The organism is Rhodococcus sp. 008 (genome assembly GCF_001682295.1).
Lineage (GTDB): Bacteria > Actinomycetota > Actinomycetes > Mycobacteriales > Mycobacteriaceae > Rhodococcus_F > Rhodococcus_F qingshengii.
In genome coordinates this window covers 2,260,168-2,275,770 of sequence record NZ_CP012749.1, presented here as the reverse complement: position 1 = coordinate 2,275,770, position 15,603 = coordinate 2,260,168, and the positions used below count along the sequence as shown (strand labels likewise).

14 protein-coding genes are annotated in these 15,603 nt (G+C 57.7%); 6 read left to right on the top strand and 8 right to left on the bottom strand.

Translation table 11 applies throughout. The features are described from left to right. Positions 1–11 precede the first annotated feature (11 nt). Positions 12–1,979, bottom strand: coding sequence for a helix-turn-helix domain-containing protein (locus AOT96_RS10695; RefSeq protein ID WP_231917431.1), 1,968 nt, complete (start codon positions 1,977–1,979; stop codon positions 12–14). 356 nt (positions 1,980–2,335) lie between these two features. Between AOT96_RS10695 and AOT96_RS10690 the strand changes: the two genes are divergently transcribed. Beyond that, positions 2,336–3,850 carry a class I adenylate-forming enzyme family protein gene (locus AOT96_RS10690; RefSeq protein WP_231917430.1) on the top strand — a complete coding sequence of 505 codons (1,515 nt, stop codon included), beginning with the start codon at positions 2,336–2,338 and terminating at the stop codon, positions 3,848–3,850. Between the two features lie 101 nt (positions 3,851–3,951). Here the strand turns inward: AOT96_RS10690 and AOT96_RS10685 are convergent, their stop codons facing one another. Next, the gene (locus tag AOT96_RS10685; RefSeq protein WP_231917429.1) at positions 3,952–4,629 is read right to left on the bottom strand and encodes a FadR/GntR family transcriptional regulator; all 678 of its coding nucleotides are present in this window, start codon (positions 4,627–4,629) and stop codon (positions 3,952–3,954) included. Positions 4,630–5,083: 454 nt separating this feature from the next. Between AOT96_RS10685 and AOT96_RS10680 the strand changes: the two genes are divergently transcribed. The 5 genes from AOT96_RS10680 to AOT96_RS34630 all read left to right on the top strand — a co-directional run bounded on the left by AOT96_RS10680 (position 5,084) and on the right by AOT96_RS34630 (position 10,006). Further along, complete coding sequence (locus AOT96_RS10680) at positions 5,084–6,289, top strand: amidohydrolase family protein (protein ID WP_065351703.1); 1,206 nt, start codon at positions 5,084–5,086, stop codon at positions 6,287–6,289. Between the two features lie 242 nt (positions 6,290–6,531). Continuing rightward, on the top strand, positions 6,532–7,371 hold the full coding sequence (locus tag AOT96_RS10675; protein ID WP_083197608.1) for an HpcH/HpaI aldolase family protein: 840 nt from the start codon (positions 6,532–6,534) through the stop codon (positions 7,369–7,371). A 27-nt stretch (positions 7,372–7,398) separates the two neighbouring features. Beyond that, complete coding sequence (locus tag AOT96_RS10670; RefSeq protein ID WP_065351708.1) at positions 7,399–8,508, top strand: acetyl-CoA acetyltransferase; 1,110 nt, start codon at positions 7,399–7,401, stop codon at positions 8,506–8,508. A 121-nt stretch (positions 8,509–8,629) separates the two neighbouring features. Further along, positions 8,630–9,637, top strand: coding sequence for a zinc-binding dehydrogenase (locus tag AOT96_RS10665; protein WP_065351707.1), 1,008 nt, complete (start codon positions 8,630–8,632; stop codon positions 9,635–9,637). 3 nt (positions 9,638–9,640) lie between these two features. Then, a complete protein-coding gene (locus AOT96_RS34630) occupies positions 9,641–10,006 on the top strand; it encodes a cupin domain-containing protein (protein ID WP_156778941.1) in 366 nt (121 codons plus the stop codon). An 81-nt stretch (positions 10,007–10,087) separates the two neighbouring features. On the opposite strand, the gene AOT96_RS10660 is transcribed toward AOT96_RS34630, so the two are convergent. The 6 genes from AOT96_RS10660 to AOT96_RS10635 all read right to left on the bottom strand — a co-directional run bounded on the left by AOT96_RS10660 (position 10,088) and on the right by AOT96_RS10635 (position 15,297). Next, positions 10,088–10,729 carry an L-threonylcarbamoyladenylate synthase gene (locus tag AOT96_RS10660; RefSeq protein ID WP_065351706.1) on the bottom strand — a complete coding sequence of 214 codons (642 nt, stop codon included), beginning with the start codon at positions 10,727–10,729 and terminating at the stop codon, positions 10,088–10,090. A 515-nt stretch (positions 10,730–11,244) separates the two neighbouring features. Next, the gene (locus AOT96_RS10650; protein ID WP_065351705.1) at positions 11,245–11,826 is read right to left on the bottom strand and encodes a peroxiredoxin; all 582 of its coding nucleotides are present in this window, start codon (positions 11,824–11,826) and stop codon (positions 11,245–11,247) included. 52 nt (positions 11,827–11,878) lie between these two features. After that, complete coding sequence (locus AOT96_RS34625; protein ID WP_231917457.1) at positions 11,879–12,379, bottom strand: DoxX family protein; 501 nt, start codon at positions 12,377–12,379, stop codon at positions 11,879–11,881. A 251-nt stretch (positions 12,380–12,630) separates the two neighbouring features. Further along, the gene (folE, locus tag AOT96_RS10645) at positions 12,631–13,194 is read right to left on the bottom strand and encodes a GTP cyclohydrolase I FolE (protein WP_231917428.1); all 564 of its coding nucleotides are present in this window, start codon (positions 13,192–13,194) and stop codon (positions 12,631–12,633) included. 74 nt (positions 13,195–13,268) lie between these two features. Beyond that, the gene (locus tag AOT96_RS10640) at positions 13,269–13,895 is read right to left on the bottom strand and encodes a VOC family protein (RefSeq protein WP_065351704.1); all 627 of its coding nucleotides are present in this window, start codon (positions 13,893–13,895) and stop codon (positions 13,269–13,271) included. Between the two features lie 196 nt (positions 13,896–14,091). Beyond that, complete coding sequence (locus AOT96_RS10635; protein ID WP_065351703.1) at positions 14,092–15,297, bottom strand: amidohydrolase family protein; 1,206 nt, start codon at positions 15,295–15,297, stop codon at positions 14,092–14,094. Positions 15,298–15,603 lie beyond the last annotated feature (306 nt).

Sequence of the window (15,603 nt, the reverse complement as noted above, 5' to 3'; positions counted from 1 at the left end):
TACGTCATCACCTAGAACGAGACCTCCTTGAGGCGCAGTAGTTTCAACGCTAAACGGAGCTCACTGGCACGTTCGACGGTTCTCCAATCCTCCCCCAGTACGCCCCTGAGGCGCTGCATTCGTTGTTTCACCGTACTGACATGCACATGAAGAGTCTCCGAAGCGGCGGTCGGGCTTCCATCCGTCGCAAGAATCGTTTCGAGGGTGCTCAATAATTGAGTGTGATGCGCCGCGTCGTATCGGATGACGGGGCCGAGCATCTTGCCTACAAAGCGATCGACATTCGGTTTGCCGCTCAAAACCAATCCAATGAACCCAAGGTCCGCCAAAGTTCCGGACGTAGCATCATCGTAAATCTGTGCCATGGCCTCGCTGCAGGTCACAGCCTCATCGAACAGTTCGCGAATCCCTATAACCTCATGTGTGGGTCCAGCTCCGGCTACCGAGGGAGTTATCCGACCAGCCCTCGCAATTGCTCCCGCCAACTCGTGGGAGTTTCCACGCGGGTCTAGTCCCGGCATCAGGGCTATCACTAGAGGTTTTTTCCCACGCTGCAACAGGTGGCTCTGTCCGGCCAAACCCCCGCGCGACTTCGCTGCCTCATCTGCGAGGTAAGCAAGTCTTCGTTCGTGCAGTGGCGCGCGCACAACGTGGATGGTGTACGACTGACGAAGCTCCACCCTCATCTGCGCTGCTCGATGAATCAGCCGGCTGGCAGGTTCGTCTCCAGATAAAAGATCATCGATAAAGTCATCTCGACGAAAGCCCGCTGCTCCGGCTTCGGCCTCGGCCAGAAGTAGAAGCAAGGCCGCAACCACGGCAGCGCGTTCGAGAATCTGGATGACGGGCTTCGCAGGAGTCACCTCAGGTTGGTAATACAAAGTCCCGAGCAGTCTCGTTGCGGCGAGAATCGGGACTGCTACGTGATTATCCGCCGTGAATGTGGTTCGCGTGAGCGATGCCTCCCGCACCGAATCGGGAGGCTGCACGGCGCCACTGAAGTTTCCGGCGTCAGCGAGTAGTCGGCCGTCGGGATCGAACACAGCCAACTGACCTTCGACGATTTTCGCCACCTCATGGACTAAGTTGTCAATATTTCCACCGGCCAGGGCAACCTGGGAAAGTGTGAAATGCGCCGCAGTGGTTCGCTCGGATTCTGTATTACGCCTTGCGAGTTCGCGATTTGCCGCTTCGAGTGAATGCAACGCCGACTTCGTTTGTTCGGAGAGTCGCGAGCGCTCGATCGAAATGGCAGCGTGTCCGGCCAGCGAATGCAACAGGTCAAGGTCAGCCGGACTGTAGGTACGTTCGTCACGATTCGCAGCAATCAACGCCCCTAGTCGTGTGGACCCATTCACCAAAGGGACCCCGACTGTTGCAACGATCTTTTCTCGTTCCATCACTCGGTCGATCTCTGGGTAATGGACGAAATTCTGATCACCGAAATATTCGGAAACGATCAGTGGCATACCTGTATCGATGATTCGGCCCGTCATGGCCATTCTGGCTGGTACGCGCAGATTGAGGAGTTCGGAAGTCATGCCGCCCGACGTCGCCCCTAAGCGGGCATAGTCTCCGTCTTCCTCGGCGAGCCACAGGTATACGACATCCGCGCGTAGCAGTCGTCGGGCTCGTTCGGCGATTCCTCCGAGAAGACGATTGGGGTCGTCTTCCGAGGTGATGTCGGCGACGGTGTCCAGCAACGCGCGGTATTGATCGTCTCGCGCCTCATGTTGGCTAGCGACTTCCCTGATCAGATCAGCCATGGATTCACGAAAGTCTTTGTAATCTACGCTAATTGGCCCGAATATGCTCGTTAAGGATTCGAGCACTGCAGGAGATGCTTCACCCCTGCCAACTCCCGTCCGGGAGATTGCACGCACAAGTTGGGTGGCTACTCGCATGGCGCTCGTGGCGGCACTCGTCGCGCCACTACCCAGCGCCACCTCAGAAGAGAAACAATCTTCATCGAACTTCATGGCCAACCTCCTCAAGCAGGAACGTGTCGTCACACGAGACGGTGCGAACTGCGCCACGACCAGCACACGCATGATCCAGTGCCCGATGACCACTACTGTCCCCTGCGGACCCGGCATTTCACAAGTAGTGTCCGCAGCGGATATATCGACAGGCACGCGACGTACGTAGGCTCGGCTTACGCCAGACCACTCGAGACATCGTGGTCGCCCGTACGTTTTTTCAGCGTAGACCGCTGAGAGCTACCAGGATTCATACCGCTCAACCCGTGAGGTGCACGTTGGCTGCCGTTGCTTGCGCAACATTCGCTCAAACCTGGAACGAAGCCGTTGCAGAACATGCAAACGAGCCGTTTCTTGTGTTCGAAGACTCCAAGACCGAGGTCTCACAATGGAGCTACGACGAATTCGATCGCATCGTCGATTCCACCATCGCAGCACTTGAGCGAGCCGGAGTGATACCCGGCGACTCGATTCACGTTGTTCTGAGGAACTGCCCCGCTTTCGTGGCGGTGTGGCTCGCAGCAGCTCGAATCGGTGCAAGTGCAGTCTTTGCAGATCCTGCATCTTCTGCGAGGGATCTCGCGATGCACATCCGGAGGACCACACCGAACGTGGCACTCTGCAGTTCCCGCAATGCCGAAACGTACTCCCAGGGTGTAGAGCTCGCGATCGCCGAAGATGTATGTGCTGCAAAGGATATCAATGTTCTAGTACTCGAGGAAGATGCCAGCGACGTCAGTGCCGGCAGTATCCTGCTCTCGTCGGGCACCCGTCCGACACTCGTTGCCGAACCGCGCCCACATCATCGACTTGCTGTGATGTTCACTTCGGGCACCACGTCCGAACCGAAGGCGGTTGTGCTCTCGCAGTGCAACTATGACCACGTTGCACAGACAATGGCGCGGGCAGCGATGCTGAGTTCCGAAGACCGATGGTTAGTGACACTTCCGCTTTTCCACGCGAACGCCCAGTACTATTGCTTTGCAGCTGCAATCGCTGCCGGCGCAAGTGTCGCGCTCACGAGCGCGTTTTCAGCTTCGAGATGGGGCGATCAGGCCCATCGGCTGGGCGCAACTCACGCCAGCCTGTTCGCCGCACCGATTCGTATGATTCTCGCCCGGCGACCCGAAACCATCCCGCAGTTGAATCTTAAACACGTCTGGTTCGCACAGAGCTTGGCGCCCGGCCATTTCGACGAGTTTGCATCGATGGCGGGTTGCAAGCCCCGTCAACTGTACGGAATGACCGAGACGATAGCGATCGTTACCGCCGAGAGCCCGGAAAACGCAAGCCCGAACTTCATCGGAAATCCAAGCGATGCAGAACGAACGACGCGCGTTGTCGATCCGGACAACCTCGAACCCGTGCCGTATGAAACGCCTGGCCTTCTGCTGGTAGCCGGCATACCGGGCTGTGATCTGTTTGCGGAATACCTCTCGGATCCGGAGGCGACTTCCGCAGCTTTCGTCGAAACAGAGGGGCAGACCTGGCTACGGACCGGCGACCTGGTCGTTTCCACTCCCGACGGTCGCCTTCGATTTGTCGGCAGAATCGACGATGTCATCAAGGTCGCCGGCGAGAATGTCAGCCTCACCGAGGTCGAGGCTGCTTTGGCACAGGCTCCAGGCGTACTGGAAGTCGCCGTCATACCGCGCCCCGACCCCATTCGCGATGTCGTTCCGGTTGCCTATGTAGTGCAGAGGGACGCGGCGAATCCGATTGACATTGATGAGCTGAACGCATGGGCATCGAAAAACCTTCCACCGCAAGCATGCCCACGAGACTGGCACAAAGTAGACGAATTACCACGTACCAGCGTCGGTAAGATCAGGCGATCGCAACTGACCTCTCAGGAGACCACTCTGCTGTAAGTTCGACCGTCGGCGTTCGGAGCAACATGCTCCGCGTCGCCATACGACCGACGCACTCCAGCGTGGGAGAGGCTTGCGAGAGACAAGCGAGCGGGTCGTCGCTAGTTCCAATCGACGACCTGCTCTAAGACCTCGGGATAGTCTTTTTCCAACGCATCGAGATAACTCTGAATATGCTCACGCATCAGGCGTTCGGATTTTTCGGAATCACCATTCCGAATTGCATCGGCGATTTGTTCGTGCGATACGGGGAGATGAGCGCGAGGAATTTTTTCGTCAGCAGATTCATCCACATATATGCTGCGGAGGCCGTCCGCGAACAAAAGCAAGATGGGGTCACCGGTGAATCGAGCGACCGCGAAGTGGAACCCACCCGTTTCGGCTCCATCTCCGGCCCCGTCAACCTCCTCGGTGTTCCAAGGCACTCCCGACTTCACGCGGTCACTCGCCAGCCGAGCCATGAGGGGCTCGACTTGAAGACGTGTATTCAGCACATTTCGAAGCGTCAGGCCAAGAAGGTGAAAGTACAAAGAAGATGCACTGGCGAATTGTGAGCTCGCGACCGTGTTCACGCGAGTACCGCCGCCTGGGCCTGGTCGTATCGAAATGACTCCATACATTTCCAAAATACGAAGTGCTTCTCGCAGCGATGGCCGACTTACCTCGTAACGCTCCAGCAACTCGGCTTCCGAAGGAAGTCGAGTTAACCCGTCAGTGCCGATGTCCTGCACTATCTGTCCTGCCACCAGTCGCGCAGTCTTTCGGCCAACAACTTTCATAGCGCCCATGATAGCCCCTCGCAAATAAGAAATTGATGTCCAGCTACGCGGCGGACGGATCCGAATTCTGGTCCGGCACCCCTACGCTATCCCACTGTTCGCACAAAACTGTCGACCACAAAACCGGGCCCCTACGAGGCCGGGTCGAGATGGAACCACGCCTCCCCGCCGACCGTCGTGGGACTCCGACGCCACGAAGAAGAAATCCCGTTACTGCCTGAGTCGAGCCGTTTAGGTGCGTGTGGCGCCTTCGTCGTCGACTGCGGGGCGGGGTGGCAAGGCGCTAGGGGTAGGCGATCGTGTAGTCCCCAGTCGGATTTGGGTGTGCGGTGCCACCGCCAGGCTGTTCCCCGGAACACACACCTCCCTTTGAAGTGACGGTTGACACAGAACACAGTTCATGTAGATCATATAGAGGAACTATTGTACTGAGCCAGAAAAGGATTGTGGTGCTATGAGCAAGTACCGAGTAATCGACACTGATACCCATCTCATCGAGCCGGCGGATCTGTGGACCGAGCGCCTGCCCAAGTCGTGGGGTTCCGATGTGCTGCACGTCAAGTGGGATGACAAGACCCAGTCGGACCTGTGGTTCTTCGGTGACGAGCCCCTCAAGGGCGCGTGGACGTGGGCGAACTGGAATTGGAAGCACTTCAACTCCGAGCTCCATGACGGCAGCGGTCCTACCCGCCTCGAGGAGGCGCATCCGGCGACGTACAACGTCGACGAGCGCGTGAAGTTCATGGACTCGCAGGGCTTCGAGATGCAGGTGCTCTACCCGAACCTCGCCGGGTTCGACTGGAAGCCGTTCGTCAACCATCCCAATCCCGAGGTCGCTATGGCTCACCTGCGGGCGTACAACGACTTCCAGCTCGAATGGGTGGCCAAGTACCCGGGCCGGTTCATTCCCATGATGGTGATTCCGTACTGGGATGTGCAGGCGTCGGTCGCCGAGATCGAACGCCTCGCCGACTCCGGCTTCGGTGGCATCGTCACCACAGGCGCCCCCCACGAACACGGCCATGCACCTCTGGGCAGCCGCAAATGGGATCCGCTGTGGAAGGCATGTCAGGACGCGGAACTGTCGGTAAGTTTCCACACCGCCAGCGGCGACTTCCGTTCCATGCTCGAACACAATGAAGACGACGGCCTGACCGGCGGTGTTCGAGTCGCAGCCGACGGACCCCACATCTATCTCGCAAATGCCGTCATCGTCAGCGACCTGCTCGTATCCGGAGTCCTCGCACGCTTCCCGAAGCTGCAGTTCGTGTCGGTCGAGAGCGGAATCGGCTGGGCGCCTTTCGTTCTGGACGCCCTCGACAAGCGATTCCAGAAGAACGGCGTGTTCCGCTCGCATCCCGAATTCGGCGACATGCTGCCGAGTGACTTCTTCAAACGCCAGGTGTCGCTGAACTTCTGGTTCGAGGAACTCGACGACTACCACATCGAGATGCTCGGCCTCAAGGCACTGATGTTCGAGACCGACTTCCCGCACCCCACCAGCTTCCACCGTCCCACTCTCGACGAGAACATCGAGCTCATCCTCGCCAAGCAGCCCGAGGACGTCCGCCGCGCTGTGCTGTGGGACAACGCGGCAAAGCTATACGGCAAGGCGATGGCCAAGCAGGGCGTCAACCCGGCACAGACCCTCACCGTTTAGCTTCCAGGCACCACCGAAAAGACCGGGCGCTCTGGAGCATTTCACCTGCACCCGACGGTGCTCCAGAGCGCCCACCCAAACCCGGAGGTGGCACCCGCAACACACGCCTGTAGCGCCGGTGCCACCTCCGAAACGGCACCCGCCACACCCGCCTGTGTCGCGGGTGCCGACCCAAAACAAAGCCTGCACGCCGATCGGCGTGACCCAGTGCGTGCCGTTCGAGAGCGAGGAGAGCTGTCGCCATGATCTTGAGACGCAACTATTTGAAGGAAACGCTGGAGAGCGGGCGAATAGCCCTGGGCTGCAGTCTAAATGAAGCCCGCGATCCAGGGGTCGTCTACGCGGTGGCCGCTGCGGGTTTAGATACGGTGTTCATTGACCAGGAGCACAACCTCCACAACACGGAGACGGTGTTCGATTTGGTTGCCCATGCACATGGTGCAGGTATCTCACCGTTGGTAAGGCCTCCACAAATCGACTATGCATGGATCACCCGCCTGCTGGACGGAGGATGCCAGTCGTTGCTGATCCCGCACGTGCGACACCCATCCGAAGTGGAGCGACTCGTAGACTTCGCGTTTTATCACCCATATGGACGCCGAGGTGTCGCTTTCGTAGGAGGCGCAGGCGTGAATTACCAGGATGTCACCAGCCCGGTGGATGCCATGCAGTGGTCCAACGACAATTTGCTGATCGCTTTGGTCATCGAGACTCCGGAAGCCGTCGAAAATCTGGACGAACTCCTCGTTCCGGGCGTCGGGCTGGCTCTGGTCGGACACGGCGATCTCGCCCAGTTGTACGGTGTACCAGGCGATTCGAGACACAGACTTGTAGTAGAAGCGCAGGAGCGCGTGCGGACGCTTTGTGCCGAACGTGGGATTGCCTACGGGGTTTTTCAGCCGAACCCGCATCTCGTCGCTGCTGAGATCGAATCCGGCGCACAGCTAATTGTCCATGGCGGGGTCTTCTCCTTCATTCGCAATTCGGTCAGAGATTTTCGAGAGACTGTAGATCGAGCGATGGTTGCAGGCTCCGCGCGCGAGTTGTCTCGGCACCTCAGCGAACCTTCCCTGCGCCGTTGAATACCAGAGTGTGAGTTCGAGGAAACGATGAACAACGAAGTCGTAATCGTGGACGCAATGCGCTCCCCGCTGACACAGCGACCCATGTACGGGCGAGCTCACCGTGAGCTCCGCACAGAGGAACTGCTGGATGTCACGGTCAGCGGCCTACTTCACCGTGCGAAAATCAATGAAGACGAGGTCACCACGATCGTCACCGTAGGAGACAGGGCGGCTGCATTCCTACAAGCCGAGTCGTGGAGCAAAGCATTCCAGCGTATCGAGTTACACGATGCGGTATCTGCAACTGCCGCAATCCAATTCGCGAACAATGTGATCAAAAGTGATCCAAGAAAAGTTGTGCTAGTGGCCGGCGCAGCGAGTGGCAACTCCTGGTTCGATGTTCCAAACGCGAGAATGAAAATGCCGGCGCAACCCGCGGATCAATGGCGCATCACACGACAGAGCGAGAGCGAGTTCGCATCGGCTTCGCACCAACGCGCCCGTGAATGTGCGTTATCGGGTGATTTCCGCCGTGAGCTCATTCCACTCGAGTTGCACGTCGATCTCGAGGTGACCGAGTTCGTCGCGAGTGATGAGCTTCGACAAGGAGCCGAGACGCCCGGTGCACTTCGTCTGGCGCCCCACCCAGCAACAAACCTGACTTCGCAGGCTGAAAGTCTCACCTGCCAGCTCCCTCATCACTATGCCAACGCTGCGAAAGGTGCTGGTGCGCTCGTTCTTACCAGCGCCAGCCGCGCTGACGAACTTGGAATCCATCCCCGGGGGCGTCTAGTTGGCGTCGAAATTTTGTTCGATTCGGACCTTGAAAATGCATCTACATCCGAGCTCGATTTGGTTCGGTCATATCTTCGGCAGCATGGGGTTTCTCCCGACTGCATCGACCAGTACGAAGTGCCCGAGGATACTGCCAGAGGCCCCTTGATCTGGCTTACGGAGTTCGGGATAAATACCTACATGCTGAATCCCCGCGGTGGGGCGCTGGCTTTTGGGCATCTGGCCGAGCTCGAAGGTATTCGCGCATTGGCCACCATGCTCAGCGCCTTAGAGGACACAGGGGGAATCTATGGACTTGTGGCCACGTCGAGCGTTGACGGATCCGGCGTAATTTTGGTGGAGTGCTCGCATAACCCTTGACTGAGCAACGGATCTCCGTCAACTTCGGATTGGCCAGTAGGGTCGTCTCGCGTCTTTTCCGATACCGAATCGGCGTGATGCTGATAGCTAATTCAATTTGTGTTCATATCTTGGAGGTTTCATGAAGGCAATGGTAATCGAGCGTCATTCGAGCGGGCCCCAATTGGGCATGGCGGAGTTAGCGCGGCCGGTTCTTGAGGAGGGAGAAGTACGGGTCGATGTGCGAGCGGCGTCGGTGAACCGCGCGGATCTTGCGCAGTTGGCAGGCACACATGCACCAGGTGACTTAGCTTCTCCGCTGCGACCGGTGGGTCTCGATGCTGCAGGAGAGGTTGTCGAAATCGGCTCAGGCGTTACGGAGTTCTCGTGTGGAGATCGTGTGATGGCAATGGTCGCCGGCGGGTTGGCCGAGGAAGTGGTGGTCAATGCGTCCATGCTCATCCCCATTCCGGCGAACTGGAGTTACTTCGAAGGTGCCGCCGCGGTACTCGGCTTCATGACAGCACATAATTCGCTGGTGACCACCGCCGGACTTACCACGCATGAGACGGTAGCGGTTCACGCTGCGACGTCTGGTGTGGGCATGCAGGCCGTCCAACTTGCACGCTATTTCGGAGCGGGCCGTGTCATCGGCACCACGCGTTCCGGGAGAGGCGCCGACCTCCTTCACGATCTTGGTATCGATGAAGTGATAAACACAAGTTCCACTGACTTCGCACTGCGTTCTATGGAGTTGACCGGAGGCAAAGGTGTCGATGTGATTCTTGACTATGTGGGCGGAAGCTATCTTCCGGTCAATGTTCGTGCCGCGGCACTCAGGGGAAGGATCGTAGGGATCGGTCGACTAGGTGGGCCTGAGGGAACCCTTGATATGGAAGCTCTCGCATATAAGCGTTTGACGATTTCTGGTGTGACGTTTCGAACCAGGACCTCAGACGAGAAGATCGAGATTGTGCAAGCGTTGCGTCGAGATATCACATCATTCCAAACTGGCACTGAAGATCGCAACGCGCATGAGTCGCTTCGGCCGATTATCTCGGAAATTATATCTTGGAATGAAGCAAGTGATGCTTACGCTTTGATCTCGGAAAATGCAGTATTAGGTAAGATCGTCCTGAAGGTTGGTTGAACATTGAGTGTCGAGGTTTTTGATCTAAACGAAGTTTCCGGTTTCAAACCTGTGCAGGGTATGGATGGACGAGCCGTGCTCGGTGTACACATGCAACTCACATATGTCACATTCGATCCCGGCGCTATTGTCCCAACTCACTCGCATCCTCAGGAACAGATTGGTCTACTTATTAAGGGCAATGCGACATTGCTGCTCGATGCAGGTGACGTGTATTTGACCGAGCTCTCAAGTTACTCAGTGCCGGGTGATGTGCGACATGGGTTGATAGTCGGGTCGGAAGGTGCTGTGTTCGTCGAAGCATTCCATCCTCCCCGGCAGGATTACATTGATGCGGCTTGCGGTAGGAGCGTTATTCCTTTTCAGTGAAAACTTGCGACTGACTACCCATTGTTCAATCTCTGCATGAAGAATCGCACCGCTCATTGTTATTCAAATCGGTGCGATTCTTCATGTACGTAGCGGGGCATCAAGAACAGCGCTGACTGCAGCGGTCGGTAGAGCGCCCTCACGAAGAAGGAAGGGTTGACTTGTCGTGGTGAGATCGACAATCGTGGAAGGAAGGTCGTTGTTCGTCGAGCCACCGTCGAGATAGACCGGGACGGTGGGACCGAGGTAGGTCCACGCTTGCTCGACAGTTGTCGCTGGCGGGAGCCCTGTGAGGTTGGCACTTGATTGGGCAATGGGGCCCGACTGTAGTAATTCCAAGGCGACAGGGTTCTCGGGCATCCGCACCATGATCGTTCCGTTTGTTTGTCCGAGGTCACAGGATAGCTGCGATGCCGCCGGCAGAATCAAGGACAGAGCGCCGGGCCAGAATTCCCGAATAAGTTGGTGTGCTGACACTGGCACGACCGCTACCAGGGTTTCAAGCGTGTCGATGCTCCCGATGAGAACCGAGGCGGGTTTGTTGCTATCGCGCTTTTTCGCGGCAAGCAGAGAGTGCACTGCTGTTTTGTTAAAGAGGTCGGCCCCGAGTGCGTACACGGTATCCGTGGGGAAAACGACAAGTTCTCCTGTGCGGAGTGCAGTTCGAGCGCGGGAAAGGCCAAGCTCCTTGGCCTCGAGAACATCGCAGTTGAAGACTGCCATAGATGTTAACTCCGAGAAATATTCGTTGCCGATTTAACTGAGCAGAAAATTGACCAGACTAAACAATCTAGTCGAGTGATTGTTCAGTGGACTTTCAGAGATTAATTCTCTGACCCGTCACGGCAATGTGCGAACATTGTCATCTCTACGTCCATGAGGTTTTGGCTTATTTCGACCAAGCGGTCTTCGCGACAAGCTGCCGCAATGATGCGCTTCCTTATAGCATTTCTGGCGTGAATGAGTTCGATGAACACTGAATCGTCAGAAGTCATCATGCCAGTTAGCTTCACGTACCTCGACATCAATTCATCGACGGTCAGGATGGAGCTGGCATGAAGTTTTTTAGCGAATGCGTATGGGTACCGGACGGACTTTGTGGACATCGAATTCGGAACCAAAGTGGGAGGTTTCGGTTCCTGCGATAATTGGGGAATGACTTGGGCGATGCTTCGTTCAATTATGCCTGGATGCTTTTCCATGGTATCCGTCCTTCAAGTCTTTTCTGTCAGTCATGATCAAACACTTGCATTCATCAAATCCCCGGCGTTGATGGTCGGGTCGCCCTTCTTCCAGTTGCATGCGCACAGCTCGTCGCTCTGGAGAGCGTCGAGGACGCGGAGAACCTCGTCGACGTTACGGCCGACGGAACCGGCTGTGACGGAGACGAACTGGATCTCGTTGTTGGGGTCGACGATGAACGTCGCGCGGTCTGCAACGCCGTCGGCGTTGAGGACGCCGGTGGCCTCGGCAAGCTCGCGCTTGAGGTCCGAGAGCATCGGGAAGGGGAGGGTCTTGAGCTCTTCGTGCTGTGCGCGCCACTGGAAGTGCACGAACTCGTTGTCGACGGAAGCGCCGAGGACCTGAGCGTCACGGTCTGCGAACTCTTCGTTGAGCTTGCCGAATGCAGCAATCTCGGTGGGGCACACGAAGGTGAAGTCCTTGGGCCAGAAGAAGACGATGCGCCACTTGCCTGCGTAGTCGTCACTGGTGACGGTGGTGAAGTAGTCATCGGGCTGCTGGGCATCGACCTTGGACAGGTCGCCGCCGATGACAGCCGTGAGGTTGTAAGCGGGGAACTTATTGCCGATGGTTAACAAGCGAGTGGGTTCTTTCGCTGGTGGGAGGGAACGGTCTCTTCTTATTGAGCTGTTAGCTAGCTTTGCCAACCGGCTCACGGGGGCCCGGGACATACGTAACGGGGGGAGCCGTCGGTGATGTGCGACGAGGGTTGGTCCAGAACGCAGACGTGTGGATTACAGAGGAAATTGCCCCAACGAGCAGAGCTGCGCATGCAGCTCTGGTTCCTCGCCATCGTCTGGTAGAGAAATGTCGATCTAGGCTGAATGGACCCGCGGGAAGGCCAACTAGGGCTACACATGCAGCGGCGAGACTCGCTGTGTACTCGTACCCCTCTGCAGTGATGAAGAATCCATTGGGAGCGTGCACGGTGCGGGTGGCTACACCCATCGTGCCGATCACGGCGGCAGCAGCCACTGGTGTCATACTTCCCGCCACAAGAGCGCTTCCAGCCAAAATTTCAACGCTCGCGCTGGTAGTCGCCTGGATCCTGGGGGCTCGGAATCCAATTGATTGGAACCACCCTGTCGTGCCGTCGAGGGAGCGCGCATGTTTAATTCCATGTGCAAGCATCGTTGCGCCAACTGATGTTCTGAGGATCAGCTCGGCAATGCCTACTCCGCTGATGCGGCGTCTCTGTTCGACTTCGGAACTTTTCATGAGAATCCTGTTTTTAACGATTCCCTCGCTGGCACGGTGAACATATCTGTAGCAGCAATACGGGGAACCTGGTGGACAACGAAGGGTGGTCGCGACATTGAGTAGAGTGATCAAAACTCCAGTGCTGTATCTGTCGCCCCGCGGCCGGTCTTCCTCCGGACCGTTCAAACGCCAGTCAGGGTGAAGAACTCCTGCCGTGATCGTGGGTCATTGCGCAATGACCCCGACAGCGCCGACGTGACGGTAGTGGAACCGATAGCTCGGATTCCTCGCATCGACATGCAACTATGCTCTGCCTCGATGACAACCCCCACACCCTTCGGCCCGAGTTTCAACGTCAGACAGTCTGCAATCTGTTTCGTGAGTCGTTCCTGAACCTGAGGCCGGCGAGCATAGAATTCGACAATCCGGGCGAGTTTCGACAGCCCGAGAACACGCTCGCCTGGAAGATATCCGACATGTGCGACACCACTGAAGGGCAATAAATGGTGCTCGCAGACAGAGCGGACCGGTATGGACTTCGCCACAACCAACTCGTCGTAACCCTCATCGTTCGGAAAAGTGGTTAGCTCGAACGAATTTGGCGTGAAAAGATCATGGTAAGCCCGCACCATGCGGCCCGGTGTATTCCGCACGCCGCTGGCAGTTGTATCGAGCCCCAGTGCGTCCAAGAAAGCCCGCGCAGCGGTCTCGGCCGCGGACAGGTCCGTGCGCAGTGGTGCGCCCACAGCAATCTCCGCACCAAACCGCGCAGTATCACCGGATTCAGACGACCTGTCCGGAGCGACACTTCTCGACGGTGTCACAACGGGTTCACTCGAAGCGCTGGAACCGGATTGGGATCCCGAAACCAGTCAGTCGGCTGGTGGGTTTCCCACTTAGGGTGCCCCATGTCGAATGTTGCGATCTCCAGGGGGATGCCGTCCGGGTCGTAGAAATAGAGCGACTCTACCCATGCCTCGTAGTCACGGGCGATGATCTTGCTTGTCTTGACCCCGTTGGATTGCAGGTGTTCTTTGAACCAAACTACATCTTCATGACTGTCGACATTGAACGCAACGTGGTCGAATTTCCTTGGTGTCCACTGATTTTCGGGAACTCCGGGCCACAGCCATTCTGCACTGACCGAGGGCTCTGCCAGCGTGGGAACGTCCGAAATGCCCTGGCCCCCCACCACGATCAGTGAAAGAAGGTTTCCGTTTCCCATATCGAGGAAAGTGTTCTTCAATATCTGGTATCCGCGGCCGGGCGCAGGGTAGTCAGCGGTCGTGCGCACAACAGTCAGGCCCAGGATGTCCCGGTAAAAGCGCACGCTTGCATCCATGTCGCTGACGATGAGCTGCAGATGATTGACGCCGGCGAGACGGCCCGTCGCAGCACCAGCATGTGTCAGGATTTCCGGCTTAGTTCCCGTTGCTTCGGTGGTCATTTGACGCTTCCTTACTTTGTTTTGGGTCGGCACCCGCGACACAGGCGGGTGTGGCGGGTGCCGTTTCGGAGGTGGCACCGGCGCTACAGGCGTGTGTTGCGGGTGCCACCTCCGGGTTTGGGTGGGCGCTCTGGAGCACCGTCGGGTGCAGGTGAAATGCTCCAGAGCGCCCGGTCTTTTCGGTGGTGCCTGGAAGCTAAACGGTGAGGGTCTGTGCCGGGTTGACGCCCTGCTTGGCCATCGCCTTGCCGTATAGCTTTGCCGCGTTGTCCCACAGCACAGCGCGGCGGACGTCCTCGGGCTGCTTGGCGAGGATGAGCTCGATGTTCTCGTCGAGAGTGGGACGGTGGAAGCTGGTGGGGTGCGGGAAGTCGGTCTCGAACATCAGTGCCTTGAGGCCGAGCATCTCGATGTGGTAGTCGTCGAGTTCCTCGAACCAGAAGTTCAGCGACACCTGGCGTTTGAAGAAGTCACTCGGCAGCATGTCGCCGAATTCGGGATGCGAGCGGAACACGCCGTTCTTCTGGAATCGCTTGTCGAGGGCGTCCAGAACGAAAGGCGCCCAGCCGATTCCGCTCTCGACCGACACGAACTGCAGCTTCGGGAAGCGTGCGAGGACTCCGGATACGAGCAGGTCGCTGACGATGACGGCATTTGCGAGATAGATGTGGGGTCCGTCGGCTGCGACTCGAACACCGCCGGTCAGGCCGTCGTCTTCATTGTGTTCGAGCATGGAACGGAAGTCGCCGCTGGCGGTGTGGAAACTTACCGACAGTTCCGCGTCCTGACATGCCTTCCACAGCGGATCCCATTTGCGGCTGCCCAGAGGTGCATGGCCGTGTTCGTGGGGGGCGCCTGTGGTGACGATGCCACCGAAGCCGGAGTCGGCGAGGCGTTCGATCTCGGCGACCGACGCCTGCACATCCCAGTACGGAATCACCATCATGGGAATGAACCGGCCCGGGTACTTGGCCACCCATTCGAGCTGGAAGTCGTTGTACGCCCGCAGGTGAGCCATAGCGACCTCGGGATTGGGATGGTTGACGAACGGCTTCCAGTCGAACCCGGCGAGGTTCGGGTAGAGCACCTGCATCTCGAAGCCCTGCGAGTCCATGAACTTCACGCGCTCGTCGACGTTGTACGTCGCCGGATGCGCCTCCTCGAGGCGGGTAGGACCGCTGCCGTCATGGAGCTCGGAGTTGAAGTGCTTCCAATTCCAGTTCGCCCACGTCCACGCGCCCTTGAGGGGCTCGTCACCGAAGAACCACAGGTCCGACTGGGTCTTGTCATCCCACTTGACGTGCAGCACATCGGAACCCCACGACTTGGGCAGGCGCTCGGTCCACAGATCCGCCGGCTCGATGAGATGGGTATCAGTGTCGATTACTCGGTACTTGCTCATAGCACCACAATCCTTTTCTGGCTCAGTACAATAGTTCCTCTATATGATCTACATGAACTGTGTTCTGTGTCAACCGTCACTTCAAAGGGAGGTGTGTGTTCCGGGGAACAGCCTGGCGGTGGCACCGCACACCCAAATCCGACTGGGGACTACACGATCGCCTACCCCTAGCGCCTGACAAATTCGACTCAGAGCCAGGTCGTACAAGTACTCGGAATCTCTCAGTGTCTCTAAACCGACCGTTTCTGAGACACCGGGCGCTGAGACACTGCCACTCCCCCACCTCGACCCCTTTGCCGGAAGATC